At 50.5% G+C, this 17,880-nt stretch carries 18 protein-coding genes and 3 tRNA genes; 6 read left to right on the top strand and 15 right to left on the bottom strand.

Annotated features, from left to right (window positions below; all coding sequences use genetic code 11):
• Window positions 1-1,058 precede the first annotated feature (1,058 nt).
• From KE671_RS12985 to uvrY, 7 genes are all read right to left on the bottom strand, one after another.
• Window positions 1,059-1,973, bottom strand: coding sequence for an alpha/beta hydrolase (locus KE671_RS12985; RefSeq protein WP_206163283.1), 915 nt, complete (start codon window positions 1,971-1,973; stop codon window positions 1,059-1,061).
• A gap of 208 nt (window positions 1,974-2,181) precedes the next feature.
• Window positions 2,182-2,268: transfer RNA gene (locus tag KE671_RS12980), tRNA-Leu, on the bottom strand.
• A 12-nt stretch (window positions 2,269-2,280) separates the two neighbouring features.
• Window positions 2,281-2,354: transfer RNA gene (locus KE671_RS12975), tRNA-Cys, on the bottom strand.
• A 49-nt stretch (window positions 2,355-2,403) separates the two neighbouring features.
• Window positions 2,404-2,479: transfer RNA gene (locus KE671_RS12970), tRNA-Gly, on the bottom strand.
• A gap of 150 nt (window positions 2,480-2,629) precedes the next feature.
• On the bottom strand, window positions 2,630-3,178 hold the full coding sequence (gene pgsA, locus KE671_RS12965; protein WP_042318323.1) for a CDP-diacylglycerol--glycerol-3-phosphate 3-phosphatidyltransferase: 549 nt from the start codon (window positions 3,176-3,178) through the stop codon (window positions 2,630-2,632).
• A gap of 56 nt (window positions 3,179-3,234) precedes the next feature.
• Window positions 3,235-5,067 carry an excinuclease ABC subunit UvrC gene (gene uvrC / locus KE671_RS12960; RefSeq protein ID WP_206163282.1) on the bottom strand — a complete coding sequence of 611 codons (1,833 nt, stop codon included), beginning with the start codon at window positions 5,065-5,067 and terminating at the stop codon, window positions 3,235-3,237.
• The gene (uvrY, locus tag KE671_RS12955; protein WP_178823572.1) at window positions 5,064-5,720 is read right to left on the bottom strand and encodes a UvrY/SirA/GacA family response regulator transcription factor; all 657 of its coding nucleotides are present in this window, start codon (window positions 5,718-5,720) and stop codon (window positions 5,064-5,066) included. The genes uvrC and uvrY overlap by 4 nt, the downstream gene beginning before the upstream one ends.
• A gap of 393 nt (window positions 5,721-6,113) precedes the next feature.
• On the opposite strand from uvrY, the gene KE671_RS23070 reads away from it, so the two are divergent.
• Both KE671_RS23070 and KE671_RS12945 read left to right on the top strand, forming a co-directional pair.
• A complete protein-coding gene (locus KE671_RS23070; RefSeq protein WP_418656714.1) occupies window positions 6,114-6,161 on the top strand; it encodes a hypothetical protein in 48 nt (15 codons plus the stop codon).
• Between the two features lie 19 nt (window positions 6,162-6,180).
• A complete protein-coding gene (locus tag KE671_RS12945) occupies window positions 6,181-6,405 on the top strand; it encodes a DUF2594 family protein (protein WP_042318315.1) in 225 nt (74 codons plus the stop codon).
• 66 nt (window positions 6,406-6,471) lie between these two features.
• Here KE671_RS12945 and sdiA read toward each other — a convergent pair whose 3' ends face one another.
• The 8 genes from sdiA to KE671_RS12905 form a co-directional block, all read right to left on the bottom strand.
• Window positions 6,472-7,194, bottom strand: coding sequence for a transcriptional regulator SdiA (sdiA, locus tag KE671_RS12940; protein ID WP_206163280.1), 723 nt, complete (start codon window positions 7,192-7,194; stop codon window positions 6,472-6,474).
• Window positions 7,195-7,428: 234 nt separating this feature from the next.
• Window positions 7,429-8,181 carry an L-cystine ABC transporter ATP-binding protein TcyN gene (gene tcyN, locus KE671_RS12935; RefSeq protein ID WP_206163279.1) on the bottom strand — a complete coding sequence of 251 codons (753 nt, stop codon included), beginning with the start codon at window positions 8,179-8,181 and terminating at the stop codon, window positions 7,429-7,431.
• Complete coding sequence (tcyL, locus tag KE671_RS12930) at window positions 8,178-8,846, bottom strand: cystine ABC transporter permease (protein ID WP_206163278.1); 669 nt, start codon at window positions 8,844-8,846, stop codon at window positions 8,178-8,180. The genes tcyN and tcyL overlap by 4 nt, the downstream gene beginning before the upstream one ends.
• Before the next feature lie 15 nt (window positions 8,847-8,861).
• Window positions 8,862-9,848, bottom strand: coding sequence for a D-cysteine desulfhydrase (gene dcyD, locus KE671_RS12925; RefSeq protein ID WP_206163277.1), 987 nt, complete (start codon window positions 9,846-9,848; stop codon window positions 8,862-8,864).
• A 107-nt stretch (window positions 9,849-9,955) separates the two neighbouring features.
• Window positions 9,956-10,756, bottom strand: a complete 801-nt coding sequence (gene tcyJ, locus KE671_RS12920) for a cystine ABC transporter substrate-binding protein (RefSeq protein WP_206163276.1) — start codon at window positions 10,754-10,756, stop codon at window positions 9,956-9,958.
• Window positions 10,757-10,843: 87 nt separating this feature from the next.
• On the bottom strand, window positions 10,844-11,395 hold the full coding sequence (gene fliZ, locus KE671_RS12915; RefSeq protein ID WP_206163275.1) for a flagella biosynthesis regulatory protein FliZ: 552 nt from the start codon (window positions 11,393-11,395) through the stop codon (window positions 10,844-10,846).
• A 59-nt stretch (window positions 11,396-11,454) separates the two neighbouring features.
• Window positions 11,455-12,174 carry an RNA polymerase sigma factor FliA gene (locus tag KE671_RS12910; protein ID WP_042318303.1) on the bottom strand — a complete coding sequence of 240 codons (720 nt, stop codon included), beginning with the start codon at window positions 12,172-12,174 and terminating at the stop codon, window positions 11,455-11,457.
• A gap of 162 nt (window positions 12,175-12,336) precedes the next feature.
• The gene (locus tag KE671_RS12905; protein WP_206163274.1) at window positions 12,337-13,860 is read right to left on the bottom strand and encodes a flagellin; all 1,524 of its coding nucleotides are present in this window, start codon (window positions 13,858-13,860) and stop codon (window positions 12,337-12,339) included.
• Between the two features lie 255 nt (window positions 13,861-14,115).
• Between KE671_RS12905 and fliD the strand changes: the two genes are divergently transcribed.
• The 4 genes from fliD (at window position 14,116) to amyA (ending at window position 17,872) form a co-directional block, all read left to right on the top strand.
• A complete protein-coding gene (gene fliD / locus KE671_RS12900) occupies window positions 14,116-15,522 on the top strand; it encodes a flagellar filament capping protein FliD (RefSeq protein ID WP_206163273.1) in 1,407 nt (468 codons plus the stop codon).
• A 15-nt stretch (window positions 15,523-15,537) separates the two neighbouring features.
• Window positions 15,538-15,945: a flagellar export chaperone FliS gene (gene fliS / locus KE671_RS12895; protein WP_206163272.1), complete on the top strand. Its 408-nt coding sequence runs from the start codon at window positions 15,538-15,540 to the stop codon at window positions 15,943-15,945.
• Complete coding sequence (gene fliT, locus KE671_RS12890) at window positions 15,945-16,316, top strand: flagella biosynthesis regulatory protein FliT (RefSeq protein WP_206163271.1); 372 nt, start codon at window positions 15,945-15,947, stop codon at window positions 16,314-16,316. Before fliS ends, fliT begins: the two co-directional genes overlap by 1 nt.
• A gap of 68 nt (window positions 16,317-16,384) precedes the next feature.
• The gene (amyA, locus tag KE671_RS12885; RefSeq protein WP_206163270.1) at window positions 16,385-17,872 is read left to right on the top strand and encodes an alpha-amylase; all 1,488 of its coding nucleotides are present in this window, start codon (window positions 16,385-16,387) and stop codon (window positions 17,870-17,872) included.
• The last annotated feature ends 8 nt before the right edge of the window (window positions 17,873-17,880 follow it).

Here is a 17,880-nt window from a genome sequence, read left to right as displayed (position 1 = left end):
GAAATTCAATTTCCCACCCGGACCAGCGTAGATGGCATAGATGTCAGAGGAAGATCCCGGAACAGAATTGCTGACAACGACATTGCCCCCCGTAAAAAATATAGAGCTACCGGGATATGTGTCCCTTTGCCAGGCATATAATGCGGAACTGTTTTCGACAGTAGAATTATTATTGTGTCCTATAACCGTCAAGGTTTTACCCTGAGAGATAGCAATCCTTACCGTACCATTCAGGGTACTAATAAGCGCACGCTGGGATGCGACTGAGGAGGTTACCCCACTGGCATCTAACGTAACGTTGTCATCGTCTCCACTTACGGTGTGACTCCCGGAATTAATGGGGGATACTCCAGCAATGAACTCCCGGTCCACTAATTCCGCTGCATCAACAGGGAAAGCGCCTATTGCGGCACAGCCTGATGCAGCTAATAATAATTGTTTCAATTTCCTTTGCGTCACTTGTCAGTCCTCCAGATCAAGCGTGTTTATTTCCGGAGTCGCGGCAATATTCCTTTCGAGGCTCCTGAAATAACATTTCCCTGCTAATGATTCCCGACAGAACCATTACACAATCTTTTTATTAAGTGATATTTAACGAATACTAAGCCATCAAAATGGAGTACCGCCTTACCAATTAAGATAATTGGAATATAAATCCCATTATTCCGATTTATTTAAAATAAATTTAATCAGCCAGTAACTCCCTTTATTTTCAACGAGAAACACTATCTCCTTACGTCATGCAAAAGACGCAGAGCATAAAATTAAATGTACAGCCCCCCCTGAAACTGTAAGATTCAGATTAATGGTCATACATTAAAGGCTTAAACACTATCGAAACAGTAAATGATTCCATTACCTCAGAAAAAGAAGCAGAAATCAATCTCGCTAAATATAGTAGGGAAAATGTAAAATGTATATATATTTTTTATTTGTAACGGCACTATTTAGTTTTTATATTTTACTTGTTAAATAAGGCAGAGATAATTCTTATATCTCTACTGAGCTTAAATTAATACTGACTTTGCACTATATTGATTGTTTGCATTAAGCCGCACCTACAGCATTTCAAGCGTCTGCGAATGGATAAAGGATGCGATTCGGCTTATCGCCCGGCTTGCTTCCGGTATTTTTCCGGCGGATGACTGGAATACGTGCCACAAACCTTCCCACACTTCAATTTGAACGTTGACACCCGACTCTGTCGCCTGTATTGCCAGGCGCTTCGAGTCATCAAGAAGTAGTTCATCGCTTCCCGTCTGTATCAGTAGGGGAGGAAGTCCTGTCAGATCGCCATAAAGGGGGGAAACCAGGGGATTCGATGTTTCATCTTCAGAACAATAATATGCGACGGTTTGCCGCAAATCCTCAATAAAAATCAGCGGGTCCTTATCTGCACAGGAAGAAATGCTGTTACCCGATAAGGTGTAATCAAGCATAGGAGATAACAAGAAACCTGAATTCGGTAACGGAGAATTTTCTTGTTTCAGGAGCAAAAGCAGAGATAAAACCAGACCACCGCCGCTTGAATCACCGCCGAGAATGATCTCATCAGGCCGATACCCTCGCGCTAATAGCCATTGCCAGGCATATTTGACATCCATCAAACCAGTGGGAAAGGGATTTTCAGGCGCTAATGAATAGTTGAGCGTGAGGGCATTCACTTTTGAACAACAGACAATATGTCCAACCAGTTTCCTGTGTGTGATATTGGATCCCTGACTGTTACCTCCACCATGAAGATACAGAATGACTTTCTTTTTTTCAGCCTGCGAATGTCGCACCCATTCCGCTGATATTCCCTCTTCATTGATAGGATCTGTGCTGACATTTTTGGGTAACGGAACATTCACCGCCCCTTCTTCCCAGATTCTTCTTTGCTCATGAAGCGGCGTGTTAAGCACAAAATCTACATTACTCGCGTAATTCCTGAAAAGTGCTTCTCTTTTGCGCTTAGCTTCAATGCTTAACATTATTCCCTCACTACGAATCAGTAGACTGGAGATCAGTATACAGAAAACGCGTTCGGTTTCAGCGCAACACACCAAGAACTCTCGTCCATGAAATGACGACCCACAGAGGGTTACAAGACAATCTGGAGGCAAATTTCAGGCACAAAAAAACCACCCGTAGGTGGTTTCACGACACTGCTTATTGCTTTGATTATTCTGTCTTTTCCCATGGTACCCGGAGCGGGACTTGAACCCGCACAGCGCGAACGCCGAGGGATTTTAAATCCCTTGTGTCTACCGATTCCACCATCCGGGCTCGGGAAGAAAGTGGAGGCGCGTTCCGGAGTCGAACCGGACTAGACGGATTTGCAATCCGCTACATAACCGCTTTGCTAACGCGCCTTAAATCTTAGTCTTACGACTGACATCCGCAATTGCCGATGTCTTAATCTGGAGCGGGAAACGAGACTCGAACTCGCGACCCCGACCTTGGCAAGGTCGTGCTCTACCAACTGAGCTATTCCCGCATCATCAAGTAAATCGTTAATCACTTGATTTTATTATCGTCTGGCAATTCGTGCTGCCGTTCGATGCGTTGCATTCTACTTACCTGACGCAATGAGTCAACGATATTTTTCGCCACTTAGGCTCGTTTGCTGAAATTTACGGCGAAACGATCACTGATCAAGCAAATCCCCGCGAGCGGCGTTCAAATACTGGAACATTGACCACAGTGTCAGGACCGCAGCGACAAAGAACAGCGCAATACCCGCGTACTCCACCCAGATATTCGGACGCCACAGCAGCCAGGCCAGCGCCGCCATTTGCGAGGTGGTTTTGACCTTGCCAATCCAGGAGACCGCCACGCTGCTGCGCTTACCCAGTTCCGCCATCCATTCACGCAGCGCAGAAATGATAATTTCTCGTGCGATCATCGTGGCCGCTGGCAGCGTCACCCACCAACTGTGATAGTGCTCGGTCACCAATACCATCGCAATTGCCACCAGCACTTTATCTGCAACCGGGTCGAGAAACGCGCCAAAACGCGTACTCTGGTTCCAGCGACGCGCCAGAAAGCCGTCAAACCAGTCGGTCACCGCAGCGATACAGAAGATCAGCGCAGCGACGAACGGCGCCCAGGTGAAGGGCAGATAAAACACCACGACAAAGAATGGGATAAGTATGACGCGAAACAGCGTAAGCAACGTTGGAATATTAAATTGCATAGTGACGGGTAACTATCTGTTGTCAGAGAATTTACCCCTATGTTGCTACAGCGGACTCAATGTTTCAACGACCAGAAGATCTTTTCTGCCAGTCCTTGCGAAATACCCGGCACTTTTGCAATTTCTTCAACGCTGGCGTTACGTAATCCTTGCAAACCGCCCATATATTTCAACAACATTTGGCGACGCTTCGGTCCAACGCCTTCGATGGTCTCCAGCGTACTGGTGTTTTTCACTTTCGCCCGTTTTTTACGATGACCGCCAATAGCATGATCGTGTGATTCATCGCGGATATGCTGGATCACATGCAGGGCCGGTGAATCCGGCGGCAGGCTAAATCCCTCACCTTCGGGTTCAAAGAACAGCGTTTCCAGACCGGCTTTACGATCAGCGCCTTTTGCAACCCCTAACAGCAGAGGGTGATTTTTATCCCAGGGGACTTCCAGCTCAGCGAAAACGGCCTTCGCCTGCCCCAGTTGCCCTTTTCCGCCATCGATCAGAATCACATCCGGAATCTTACTTTCTTCGATGGCTTTACCATACCGGCGACGCAGTACCTGATTCATTGCCGCATAGTCATCGCCCGGCGTGATGTCAGTGATATTGTAGCGTCGGTATTCTGCACGCAACGGCCCGTTCGCATCAAAGACCACGCAGGATGCTACCGTCTGCTCGCCCATCGTGTGGCTGATATCGAAACATTCCATCCGTTTTACTGCTGGCAGTTTCAGTACGGTTGCCAGCGCCGTCAACCGTTGGGTAATGGTCGACTGCTGAGAGAGTTTCGTGGTCAACGCCGTGGCGGCGTTGGTTCGCGCCAGTTTCAGATAACGCGCGCGATCGCCGCGGGGTTTGGTCTGCACATTGATACGACGCCCCGCCAGTTCAGAGAGCGAATCTGCCAGCAGCGTTTTGTCGTCCAGATTGAAATCCAGCAGGATCTCGCCAGGCAATGTGCGCATCTGGCTGCCCTGGAGATAAAATTGCCCGACGAAGGTCTCAACCACTTCGCCCAGTTCAGTCCCTCCCGGCACTTTCGGGAAATAACTGCGGCTACCCAGCACTTTCCCCTGGCGAATAAAGAGTACGTGTACACAGGCCATTCCGGCATCGAACGCGACGCCGATCACATCCAGATCGTCGCCCGCGTTGGAAACAAACTGTTTCTCCGTTACCCGTCGCACGGCCTGGATCTGATCGCGTATACGCGCGGCCTCTTCAAACGCCAGATTTTGGCTGGCTTTCTCCATCCGAGCGATCAGTTGGGTTAAGACCTGGTCATCTTTGCCGGATAAAAACAACCGGACGTAGTCAACCTGCTGGGCGTACTCTTCTTCGCTCACCAGGCCTTCAACACAAGGGCCCAGGCAACGGCCGATCTGGTATTGCAGGCACGGGCGGGAGCGATTGCGATAGACGCTGTTTTCACACTGACGAATCGGGAAAATTTTCTGCAACAGCGCCAGCGTTTCACGAACGGCATAGCCGTTGGGAAACGGGCCGAAATATTCACCCCTGGTATGTTTAGCCCCACGATGCATCGCCAGCCGGGGATGCGTATCCGCGCTGAGAAAGATAAAGGGATAGGATTTGTCATCACGCAGCAGCACGTTGTACCGCGGCTGATACAGCTTGATGTAGTTGTGCTCAAGCAGCAACGCTTCCGTTTCGGTGTGCGTCACCGTCACATCAATTTGCCGAATGAGCGCAACCAGTGCTTCGGTTTTACGCGAAGCCAGGTTGCTGCGGAAATAACTGGAAAGCCGTTTTTTCAGGTCTTTCGCTTTGCCCACATAGATTACCGTACCACCAGCATCGTACATGCGATAAACGCCGGGTTGACTGGTTACGGTTTTTAAGAACGCTTTCGCGTCAAACTGATCGCTCACTGGCTTGTTAACGTCTCCGCATTACACAGGCCATGGCGAATTGCCAGGTGAGTCAGCTCAACATCACCATGAATGTTTAGTTTACTGAACATACGATAGCGATAACTGTTCACCGTTTTAGGACTGAGATTCAATTGCTCTGAAATCTCATTTACCTTCTGACCTTTGGTGATCATCAGCATAATCTGCAATTCACGCTCAGACAAACTGGCAAACGGGGTTTCCGTTTTTTCTGGTTCAATCTGGCTTAATGCCATTTGCTGGGCGATGTCAGAAGCGATGTATCGCTGCCCGGAATAAACCGAGCGGATAGCATTTACCACTTCCTGAGGCGCAGCGCCCTTACTCAGGTAGCCTGCGGCACCGGCCTGCATCACTTTTGCAGGCAACGGGTTTTCCGTGTGAACGGTCAACATAATCACTTTAATATCGGCGGTTGAACGCGCAATTTTGCGCGTGGCCTCAAGGCCACCAATACCGGGCATGTTCATGTCCATCAACACGACGTCGACGGTGTTGGCGCGACACCATTTTACGGCATCCTCACCGCAACCTGCTTCACCGACAACTTTTATACCCTTTATATCTTCAAGAATGCGTCGTATCCCTGCGCGCACCAGTTCGTGGTCATCAACAAGAAGAACGTTGATCAAAGGAATATCTCCAGAATAGGGATAACGCTACTGATAGTGGATCGTCACTATATTAGCGGGTTTTATCTCAACTTTAAAACGTAAAAAACGTCCGGTTCCCGATTTTGCTCTCGTTTTTGGAAATTAGTCTGTACGCTTCGTGGAAACTCACGCTAAGAACAGCCAGTTACAACCGCTATTTCGGGAACGAGGTTTCACAATAGTGACAAAAACTCGCTTTCTCTCGCCTAAATGCTAAATAGACGGGCAAGTTTGTAACAATAATTAACGAGTAAAATACTCGGAATAAACAATAAATGAGGAAAATAGAGACTTCTTATGCTGTTGTTTAATTTAACTGCTCTGGTGTGATTTCCGATCAAAAAACAACCACTGCTATTTTTTCCTCAGCTTATGGTATACTCCGCGGCCTTAACATTTACCATCGCACATTTTTACTGAAACATTACGAGGAAAATAAATGAGTACGCCTGATTTTTCCACTGCCGAGAATAATCAAGAACTGGCTAATGAAGTCACCTGCCTGAAGGCGCTGTTAACGCTGATGCTGCAAGCAATGGGCCAGGCCGACGCGGGCCGCGTGATTCTAAAAATGGAAAAACAGATCGCGCTGGTCGAAGACGACGCGCAGGCTGCAGTATTTTCCAGCACCGTTAAGCAAATTAAACAAGCTTACCGTCAGTAAAGAAAAACCGGCTGAGAGCAACGCTTTCAGCCGGTTTATCGTCTGCCACGCAGAACGTTTATTGTTTCAGATAAGCCCGGTCGCCGCGGCATAGCACGCAATCTGCGTCTTATTCGGCGCGTTGAACTTCTTCTGCATATTCTTCTGATGAAAGTTAACGGTGTTTTCAGATATCGACAGAATCATCGCGATTTCAGATGAGGTCTTCCCCTCAGCCGTCCATTTCAGAATCTCTTTTTCTCTTTTACTAAAGCGCATTTCCGGCGCCATCACCATTTCATCTTCGAGTCGGGAAAGAACCGTTAAGCTTTCACGCACCAGTAACTGCAGTTTCAATTCCACCTCGTCGCCCGCAAGCGACGTATTTCGCAGGCTCGACCGTGATACCGAGAGAAAACCCAGCGCGCGATTCGGCAGCATGAGACATTGCGTGACCCCTTTGCGTAGTCCATGCGAACGGGCAGCATCCCACATCGTTTGGGCGTCACTGAATAAGGCGTCATTCCAGGGCAGATGTCCCTGAATGAAGTTTTCTGGCTTCAGTACCGGATCAATCGCGAAATAGTTTTCCGCCTGATATTGCGAAACCCACGCATCGGGATAAGTGGTATGAAGGGAAATTTTAGGACGCGTGAACGGAACCGGATGCCTGACACAGAGCGCGTAATAATCAAATTCCAGCAATTGCGTCTGCTGTTGTAATTCGCTGTAAACGTCCTGTGCACGTGTCATTTCGTGAAAGCGTGACAACATCGTCCGTCGCCAGGTAAAGAAATCTAAATCCTGCATACTCAGTATTCGCGCCCTTGAGAGTGATAATCATTTTTAATGTAAGAAATAACCTATCACATAAGCATACGATAGATATATAAAATATCGGTCAGGGAACCAATTACTTGAGCGTTGTTTCAAGAAGCATATTTTACCCAGGGAATTGAGCTCATCATCATGCATAAGATATTACTATTTATGCATCTCACTCGCCCGAAATGGGATAATCCCGGGCGAGTGAAAGCAAACCGATTATTGCAGCAGAAACTTCTCAAGGAACTGACGCGTTCTCGGCTGCTGAGGATTGGCAAATAGCGCTTTGGCCGGCCCCTGCTCCACAATGCGTCCCTGATCCATAAATATCGCCCGGTCCGCAACATCACGGGCAAAGCTCATTTCATGGGTCACAATCACCATGGTGCGTTTTTCCTGCGCCAGTTGGCGAATAGTACTCAACACCTCACCTACCAGTTCAGGATCGAGCGCAGAGGTCGGTTCATCGAACAGAATCACTTCCGGACGCATCGCCAGCGCACGGGCGATCGCTACGCGTTGCTGCTGACCGCCTGACAAGCGCCGCGGATAGCTGGTTTCCTTCCCGGCAAGACCCACTTTCGTCAGCAGTTCCCGCGCCCGTGTTATCGCCTCTTCTTTGCCTTCGCCCTTCACGATAACCGGACCTTCAATGATGTTCTCCAGTACCGTGCGGTGGGGAAAGAGATTGAAGCTTTGAAACACGAAGCCAACATGCTGACGCAACTGGCGGATAAGCGTCCGTTGCTGACTCAGTGAACGTGCCGTATCAATGGTGATGTCACCCACGGTGATTGTACCCGCTTCCGGTTGTTCCAGCAGGTTAATACTGCGCAGCAGCGTCGTTTTTCCCGACCCGCTGGGACCGATGATCGCAACCACCTCCCCCGCCTGCACTTGTAAATCGATGCCGTGCAGCACCGTCTGCCCATGGAATTTCTTGACCAGGTTTTTTACGTCGATCGCACTCATTTCGGCTCTCTCTCCTGGCGGTTCAGTTGATTTTCAAAGTGGTTTTGCAAGGTTGACAACACCGTTGCCATGATCCAGTAGATCAACGATGCCGCCAGATACATAGTGAAAACCTCCAGCGTGCGCGACGTGATCAGCTGCGCCTGACGGAACAGTTCTGGCACCTGAATGGTGGCCGCAAGCGACGTGTCTTTCACCAGACTGATAAAGCTGTTGCTCAGCGGCGGCAGCGCCACCCGGGCAGCCTGCGGTAAAATCGCGCGACGCATTGTCTGCCACGGCGTCATCCCGATACTGGCAGCCGCTTCCCACTGTCCTTTGTCAATCGATGAAATCGCCGCACGCAGCGTCTCCGCGGCATAGGCTGCCGTATTGAGCGACAGGCCAATCATTGCGGACGGCACCGGATCCAGCTCAATACCAAACTGCGGCAGACCGTAGTAGATCATAAACAGTTGGGCGATAAGCGGCGTACCGCGAAAAATAGAGATATAGAAACGCGCCAGCCAGCGCAGAGGCAGCAGCGGCGACAGGCGCATCAGCGCGAGGATAAACCCCAGCAGCAGACCGAAGAACATCCCGCCAATACTTAGCTGCAGCGTAAACACCGCCCCTTTGAGCAAATACGGCAGGGAATCAATAACCAGTTGGATACTTTCTTGCATGAGCTTATCCGAAAATTACACGTGTGGATGGTAGGCAAACAGCGCGGGCGCCCCACCAGTATGGATAAAGAGAATCGGGCCTTCGTCTTTAAAGCGTTTCTGACTGATGCCGTCAATCAGTCCGGCCATCGCTTTTCCGGTATAGACCGGGTCGAGAAGGATCCCCTCCAGACGCGCCAGCAGCTTCACAGCTTCCATCCCCTCGTCATTTGGCGTGCCGTAGCCCGGGGCATAGTAATCATCCCACAGCAAAATCTCCGCCGCCGCTGTCAGCTCCAGTTCGCTGGCGATAGCCTGTTGCAGCGCCACGACTTTCGGTTTTTGATCGGCTACGCTGCGCGAAACGGTTACACCAATCAGATCCACATTCGGCATCAGTTGTTCCAGGCCAATCGCCAGCCCGGCGTGCGTTCCCGCGCTGCCAGACGCCACCACCACGGAAGAGAGTTGCACCGCGCCTTCACACTGTTGAGCAATCTCCAGTGCGCTTTCGACATAGCCTAATGCGCCCAGCACGTTTGAACCGCCAACCGGTATAACGTAGGGGCGAAACCCCTGCGCTTCGACGCGGGTCGCCAGTTCCTGCAACTGCGCGTCCGGCTGGTTTAGCGCATCACACATTTCGACCTGCACGTTGAACAAGTCCAGCAGCAGCCTGTTACCGTTCGTGAGATAGTTTTCCGCCGTGGTGCCAATGGGGTTCTCCAGCAGCGCCACGCAGTGCAGACCCAGCTTCGCGGCGACCGCTGCCGTCTGACGCATGTGGTTAGACTGAATCGCGCCAGCCGTGATCAGCGTATCAGCGCCTTCACGCAGGGCATCTGCGGCCAGGAACTCGAGCTTGCGCAGCTTGTTGCCGCCCATCGCCATGGGGGTGACGTCATCGCGCTTGATGAAAATATCCCGTCCCAGGTAGTCAGAAAAGCGCGGCAGGTATTCCAGCGGCGTTGGCGCGCCGATAAATTCCAGGCGCGGAAAGCGTGTCAGGTTGTGCAGTGGCATAAAGCCTCCGGTTATTCATTGTTGTGATGTTCTTTTTATTATGCACGTTCAAACGTATGAAATAAAAAAGGCGCTGATTAAAGCGCCTTTTTTTCTTATCGTTCGGACTATTTCGTTACGTCTGCGCCAAACCACTTCTCAGATAGCGCCTTCAGCGAGCCGTCTTTCTGCATTTCGGCAATCGCTGCGTCCACTGCCTTCAGCAGGTCTCCGTTGCCTTTACGCACCGCAACGCCAGCCTCCTGGCGGGAGAACGCTTCACCAGTGACCGCCAGCGTGTCTTTGGTTTTTTTGACCAGATCCAGCGCCGCCAGACGATCCACCAGAATGGCGTCGATACGTCCTACGCGCAGATCCTGATATTTTGTCGGATCATCATCATAAGTCCGGATGTCAACGCCCTGCACGTTCTGACGCAACCACTCTTCATAGTTGGTACCCAGACCCACGCCCACTTTCTTATCTTTCAGATCGGCTGCGGTTTTAATCGCGCCTTCATTGCCTTTTTTCACCAGCGCCTGGATACCGGAAACGGTATAAGGGGTAGAGAAATCATATTTCTTCTTACGCTCGTCAGAGATGGTGACCTGGTTTATCACCACATCGATGCGTTTAGAGTCCAGGGAGGCCAGCATCCCGTCCCATTTGGTCGGTTTCAGCGTGGCTTTAACCCCCAGATGCTTCGCCAGCTCTTCGGCAAACTCCACTTCAAAGCCGGTTAATTTACCGTCATCGCCCTGGAAACTGAACGGCGGATAGGTGCCTTCCAGCCCCACCAGCAACGTGCCGCGATCTTTTACCTTCTTCAGCAGACCTTCATCTGCAAACGTTTTGGCGCTCATTCCCGCGACAAGAGCCACTGCCATCACGCCCATCAGCGCCTGGCGTCCCAGAAGTGCTAATTTCATATTTACCCCGAATGTTGTTATGAATGCCCGTAGTGTAGAGCGTTTATGGGTAACGACATAAACCACTCTGCTACATCTTATTCATTTTTAATATATATCAGAAGTCATCCGGAGGGAGGAATTCTGTTGCTGCTCGGGGCGAGCATGCGCTTTGTATTGCGCGTACTTACGCAGTGCGATGCGATAGTTGTTGGTGCTGGTCTCCGGCAGCCACGGCGCCAGATTTTCATCAAGGTAACCGTCCTTAAGCAGATCGTGAGAAATTTTCTGCTCGCTGAGATGATTACCGAGACGACGCAGACGAACGACATACTCGCGTACGGTCCCGTGGCTCATTTCGGTTTGTTCAAACAAAAATTGTTTAAAACCAATGATGTCGAAGAAATCGCTCTGCGTCTTGCAGTGTAGATCGCCGCAGAAACGGCATAGTGCCACCCACTCTTTCTGCTCCTGCTGCCAGGCGGCTTCATCCATGAGGGTGTCGAGGCGGGAAATGGCGATTTTATTGACGATCTGCCCTTTACGCACCAGCGTGATGCGATCAAGCAACTTGTGGCAATGGGCGCAATGCGTCTGGCTGTGTTTAAAGTCTTTGAGGTAGCGGCTTAGAGGCCGTCTTTTTGATTGCTGCACCGTCATGAGAACTCCTGGTAGTCAATACGTTGTGCGGCATTTTTCAGCGCCGACAACGTCGTTCGCTATAACTTACCCAGCTTCGTGCGTAACCGTTTTATGGCCTGACTGTGCAACTGGCTGACCCGTGACTCCCCGACATCCAGAACCGCGCCAATCTCTTTGAGATTGAGTTCTTCCTGGTAATAGAGCGTGAGCACCAGTTGTTCACGTTCCGGAAGTGCTTCAATGGCATCCATCACGCGCTGGCGCAAATTGCTCTCAAGGAGCTGTTGTAACGGGTTTTCCTGCTGGTGTTCTTCTGTCACCAGCTCGATACTATCGCCATGCTCTTCCCGCCACTCGTCATAGGAGAAGAGTTGGCTGTTGTTGGTATCAAGCAACATCTGACGATATTCTTCTACAGGAATCGCCAGTCGCTCCGCGACCTCGGTTTCCGTCGCGTTGCGTCCTAATTCCTGTTCCAGTTGCCCCATCGCCTGTGCCACTTCGCGGGCATTACGCCGGACACTACGCGGCACCCAGTCACGGCTGCGTAGTTCATCCAGCATCGCCCCACGAATACGCTGCACTGCGTAAGTGGTAAATGCCGTTCCTTGCAGAGCGTCATATCGGTCAACTGCATTCAATAACCCGATACCGCCCGCCTGTAGCAGATCGTCCAGTTCTACGCTCGCGGGCAAACGCACCTGCAGGCGCAACGCTTCGTGACGCACCAGCGGTACATAACGCTGCCACAGCGAGTGTTTATCCATTACACCTTCAGCGGTATACAGTGAATTCACGATAAACAGCCCTGCGTTAAATGAGTTATCGGCATGATTATCCGTTTCTGCAGGGGTTTTAATCGGATGAATAGTGGGTGAAATGAGGGGTTATTTAGGGGTTACCGGTAAAGCCAGAACGAAAAAACCCCGCCAGAGCGGGGTTTATAAGAGAAGCGTGAATTAACGCAGCAGAGACAGGACGTTCTGCGGAACCTGGTTAGCCTGTGCCAGGACAGAAGTACCTGCTTGTTGCAGGATCTGTGCTTTGGACATGTTGGACACTTCGGTCGCGTAGTCAGCATCTTCGATACGGCTACGTGCAGAAGTCAGGTTGTTAACGGTGTTGCCAAGGTTGGTGATGGTAGAATCGAAACGGTTCTGTACCGCACCCAGGTCAGAACGCAGGGCGTCAACCTGTGCCAGCGCAGCGTCGATCACCGCCAGCGGATCTTCAGTGCTGGTGCTGGCTTTCGCCACGTCTTCGTTAACCAGTTTAGCGCTACCTTTGGTATCGGTAGTGATATACATGGTTTTCTTATTAACACCTGTACCGTTAGTTACATTACCATCAATATCAACGTCATAAGTCGCACCGCTTGATTTCAGCGTGCTACCTGTTTTGGTTGCATTTGCATTCTGCAGGTCAGTCAACGTAGCCGCTTTGTTAGCTGTTGTTGCGCTAGTCGTTAATGTTCCGTTCTGAGAGGCGTACAGAGCAACATCTGTCTGAACTGTTGCATCAGCACCAGCATCATCACTCGCAGCAGCGATGGTGAAAGTAACGGTTTTACCATCAACTTTCGCGGTGTAAGTACCGTTACCAAATTCCGGACCGGCTGCACCTTCGGTTTTTTTGGTGAATTCCATGCCGTCGAAAGTGAACGTATCGCCCACTTTCGCATTCGCACCTAATACCGCCAGGCTCTCAGCGCTGTCATTCTGGAGCGCACCCGCAGTATAAACAGCAGAAGCAGTGTTCGCTGTTGTAGCCGTTGTTACCAGGCTACCATCCGCAGCACTGACATACAGAGCATTAGCACCCGCTTTAACTGCCTGGGATTTAATATCAACAGTAACGTCTGTATCGGCAGCACCGCCAACGGTGGCTTTATAGTTATCAGTACCGGTCGCGCCGAACTTAGAGATCAGATCGCTGGCAGTAGCTTTCTGCGCGCCATTCACACGGAAGTCAGACACGCCCAGGCTCTGGGTGTCGATTTTTTTCAGGTCGATGGAGATGGTTTCGCCGTCGTTAGCGCCAACCTGGATTTTCAGGGTGTTGTCCTGAGCCAGTACTTTCACGCCGTTGAACTGAGTCTGACCAGAAACGCGGTCAATTTCGTTCAGACGCTGGGTGATTTCGTTCTGGATAGAGGTCAGGTCACTATCGGAGTTCGTGCCGTTAGTTGCCTGAACAGTCAGTTCACGAACACGCTGCAGGTTGTTATTGATTTCGTTCAGTGCGCCTTCCGTCGTCTGCGCAATGGAGATACCGTCGTTAGCGTTACGAGAAGCCTGAGTCAGACCCTTGATGTTAGATGTAAAGCGGTTAGCAATCGCCTGACCCGCAGCGTCATCTTTCGCGCTGTTGATACGCAGACCGGAAGACAGACGCTCAATAGCAGAACTCAGGGTAGACTGAGATTTGTTCAGGTTGTTCTGGGTCAACAGCGACAGGCTGTTTGTATTAATGACTTGTGCCATGATCTTTTCCTTATCAATTACAACTTGATGTTATTGGGCTGTTGCCCACGGTTTCTCACCGTAACCCTTGTATCGGCACCTGAATTTCGAACTTTAGAAAATTTTGAGTTTCCCAATCATTTTTTCTTAGCCATTGAAATACCCTCTTTATACGCCATTATTCCGGGCATTATTTTTCTAAAACTATTATTAAACTTTGCCCCGGGATTGCCGATAACGCGTTTAACTACTGTTTGCAATCAAAAGGAATAAGGCATGGCTTCGTTTACATCATTGGGCGTAGGCTCAAACTTACCACTGGACACATTGCTGACGAACCTGACCACTGCAGAGAAAAAACGCTTAACGCCTATCACACAGCAACAGAGCGCGAATACCGCGCGCTTAACGGCTTATGGCACGCTAAAAAGCGCACTGGAAAAGTTTCAGACAGCCAACACCACGCTGAACAGTGCCGATCTTTTTAAGAGCACAACCATCACCAGCAGCACGGAAGATTTAACCGCGACGACGACCGCGGGCGCAGCAGCAGGAACATACACCATCAGCGTCACAAAGCTGGCGCAAGCACAGTCACTAAGCACCACCGCTGACATCAGTTCCACGAAAGATGCGCTGGGTGATACCTCTTCTGATACTCGTACCATCAAAATTGAACAAGCCGGGCGTAAAGAGCCACTGGAAATTAAACTTTCTAAAGACCAGACGTCTCTGGAAGGTATTCGTGATGCCATTAACGACGCCGATAGCGGTATTTCAGCCAGTATCGTCAAAGTAAAAGAAGGCGATTACCAGTTAGTACTCACCGCAGACTCTGGTACAGAAAACCAGATGACCATTTCGGTTGAAGGCGACAGTAAACTCAACGAGTTATTGGCCTATGACAGTACCGCTGGCAGTGGCCAGATGAAACAGCTGGTTAGCGCGCAGAATGCGCAACTTACCGTTAATGGTATCAATATTGAACGCCCCAGCAACACGATTACCGATGCGCCGCAGGGCGTCACGCTGAATCTGACCAAAGAAGTCACCGACGCACGCCTGACGGTTACTAAAGACAACAGCAAAGCAACAGATGCGATTAAGGGCTGGGTGGATGCCTATAACTCCTTGCTTGATACCTTCTCGTCACTGACCAAGTACACAGAAGTGGATCCTGGCGCAGAAGAACAGGATCAAAATAACGGTGCACTGCTCGGCGATAGCGTTGTGCGTACTATTCAGACGGGAATTCGCGCTCAGTTTTCTAATGCCGGCAGCACCGGAGCCTTTAAAACCCTGAGCGAAATTGGCATCACATCCGACGGCACGACCGGTAAATTAAAAATTGACGATGCCAAACTGAAAAAAGCGCTGGATGAAAATACCGCTGGCACACGCGAATTACTGGTTGGTGATGGTAAAGAAACCGGAATCACCAGCAAAATTGCAGAGCAAGTTAAAGATTATCTGGCCGACGACGGCATTATTGATAGCGCACAAGACAATATTAACGCCACACTGAAAAAGCTGACCAAACAGTATCTGGCCGTCAGCACCAGTATCGACGATACCATCGCACGCTATAAAGCTCAGTTTACGCAACTGGATACGATGATGAGTAAACTCAACAGCACCAGTAGCTACTTAAGTCAGCAGTTTACTGCCATGACCAGTTCCTGATAACCCGAGGTAAACATGTATACCGCGAGCGGTACCAAAGCTTATGCGCAAGTCAGCGTGGAAAGCGGCGTGATGAGTGCGAGTCCGCACCAGTTGATCGAAATGTTGTTTGATGGCGCAAACAGTGCTCTGGTGCGCGCTCGTCTGTTTTTAGAGCAAGGTGATATTATCGCCAAAGGAGAAGCGCTCAGTAAGGCTATCAACATCATTGATAACGGTCTGAAAGCAGGGCTGGATCAGGAGAACGGCGGCGAGATTGCCGCCAATCTTGCCGCGTTGTATGACTATATGATTCGTCGTTTATTACTCGCTAATTTACGCAATGACAGTCAAGCCATTGAAGAAGTGGAAGGGTTACTCGGCAACATTGCGGAAGCCTGGAAACAGATTTCACCAAAAGCATCTTCCCAGGAGTCTCGTTAATGACCTCAGCCGTGGAGTTTATCAACCGTTGGCAGCGCATTGCGCTGCTCAGTCAGTCGCTGCTCGAACTTGCGCAGCGGGGTGAATGGGACCTTTTACTGGAACAGGAAGTCACCTATCTGCAAAGTATTGAAGCGGTCGTTGAAACGCAAACTCCACCGGGCATAACACGCAGTGTTCAGGATATCGTGGCCAGTCATATCAAACAGACGCTGGATAACGAAGAACTCCTGAAAGGTTTACTGCGCCAACGGCTCGATGAGCTCAGTGGCCTGATCGGTCAGTCAACGCGTCAACAGTCGCTCAACAATGCGTATGGTCGGCTTTCTGGCATGCTCCTGGTACCCGACGCCCCCACTGCCCCACAATAATTCCCGCTACGTTAGCAAAAATCTTCCATACTCCAGAGGTCGTCCAAAAGACATCTGGAGCACGGAAGATGAAAAACCCCACGTTATTGCAGTTCTTCCACTGGTATTACCCCGAAGGCGGCAAACTCTGGCAAGAGGTAACAGAGCGCGCAGACAGCCTCAATGATATCGGTATCAACATGGTCTGGTTACCGCCCGCCTATAAAGGCGCGTCAGGCGGCTACTCCGTCGGCTATGACTCTTACGATCTGTTTGATCTCGGCGAGTTTGACCAAAAAGGCACCCTTGCCACCAAATATGGTGATAAGGCACAGCTACTGGCGGCTATCGCCGCGCTGAAGAAAAATGACATCGCGGTGCTGCTCGACGTGGTGGTGAATCACAAAATGGGAGCGGACGAAAAAGAGGCCATCCGTGTACAGCGCGTCAACGAAGAGGATCGCACACAGATTGCGGATGAGATCATCGAATGCGAAGGCTGGACCCGTTACACCTTCCCGGCGCGGGGCGGTCAGTACTCTCAGTTCATCTGGGATTTCAAATGCTTCAGCGGCATCGACCACATCGAAAATCCTGACGAAGACGGCATCTTTAAAATCGTCAACGATTATACCGGCGAGGGCTGGAACGACCAGGTTGATGACGAGCTGGGCAATTTTGATTACCTGATGGGCGAAAATATCGACTTTCGTAATCACGCCGTCACCGAAGAGATTAAATACTGGGCGCGCTGGGTGATGGAACAAACTCAGTGTGACGGCTTTCGTCTCGATGCGGTAAAGCACATTCCGGCCTGGTTCTATAAAGAGTGGATTGAACATGTTCAGGAGGTGGCGCCGAAGCCGCTGTTTATTGTCGCCGAATACTGGTCGCATGAAGTAGATAAGCTACAAACCTATATCGACCAGGTGGAAGGCAAAACGATGCTGTTCGACGCCCCGTTACAGCTCAATTTTCATGAAGCGTCGCGCCAGGGACGTGATTACGACATGAGTCAGATCTTCAACGGCACGCTGGTAGAAGCCGATCCGTTTCACGCCGTGACGCTGGTCGCCAACCATGACACCCAGCCGTTGCAGGCGCTGGAAGCACCCGTTGAAGCGTGGTTTAAACCGCTGGCCTATGCGCTTATCCTGCTGCGGGAAAATGGCGTACCGTCGGTTTTCTATCCCGATCTGTATGGTGCGCACTATGAAGATACCGGAGGAGACGGAGAAACCTATGCCATCGACATGCCAGTCATTGAGCAACTCCCCGAACTCATTCTTGCCCGCCAGCGTTTCGCCCACGGCATTCAGACGCTTTGGTTTGATCACCCCAACTGCATTGCTTTCAGCCGTAGCGGAACGGACGACGATCCCGGATGCGTAGTGGTGTTATCCAATGGCGACGACGGTGAAAAAACGCTTACGCTGGGTGAAAACTACGGCAATAAAACCTGGCGAGACTATCTGGGAAACCGCGAGGAAAGCGTCGTCACTGACGAAAATGGCGAGGCCACGTTTTACTGCAATGGCGGCAGCGTCAGCGTGTGGGTCATTGAAGAGGTGATCTGATGAAGCGC

It is taken from the genome of Citrobacter amalonaticus (assembly GCF_018252635.1).
Classification (GTDB): domain Bacteria; phylum Pseudomonadota; class Gammaproteobacteria; order Enterobacterales; family Enterobacteriaceae; genus Citrobacter_A; species Citrobacter_A amalonaticus_E.
This window is presented reverse-complemented; position numbering and strand designations above follow the sequence as displayed.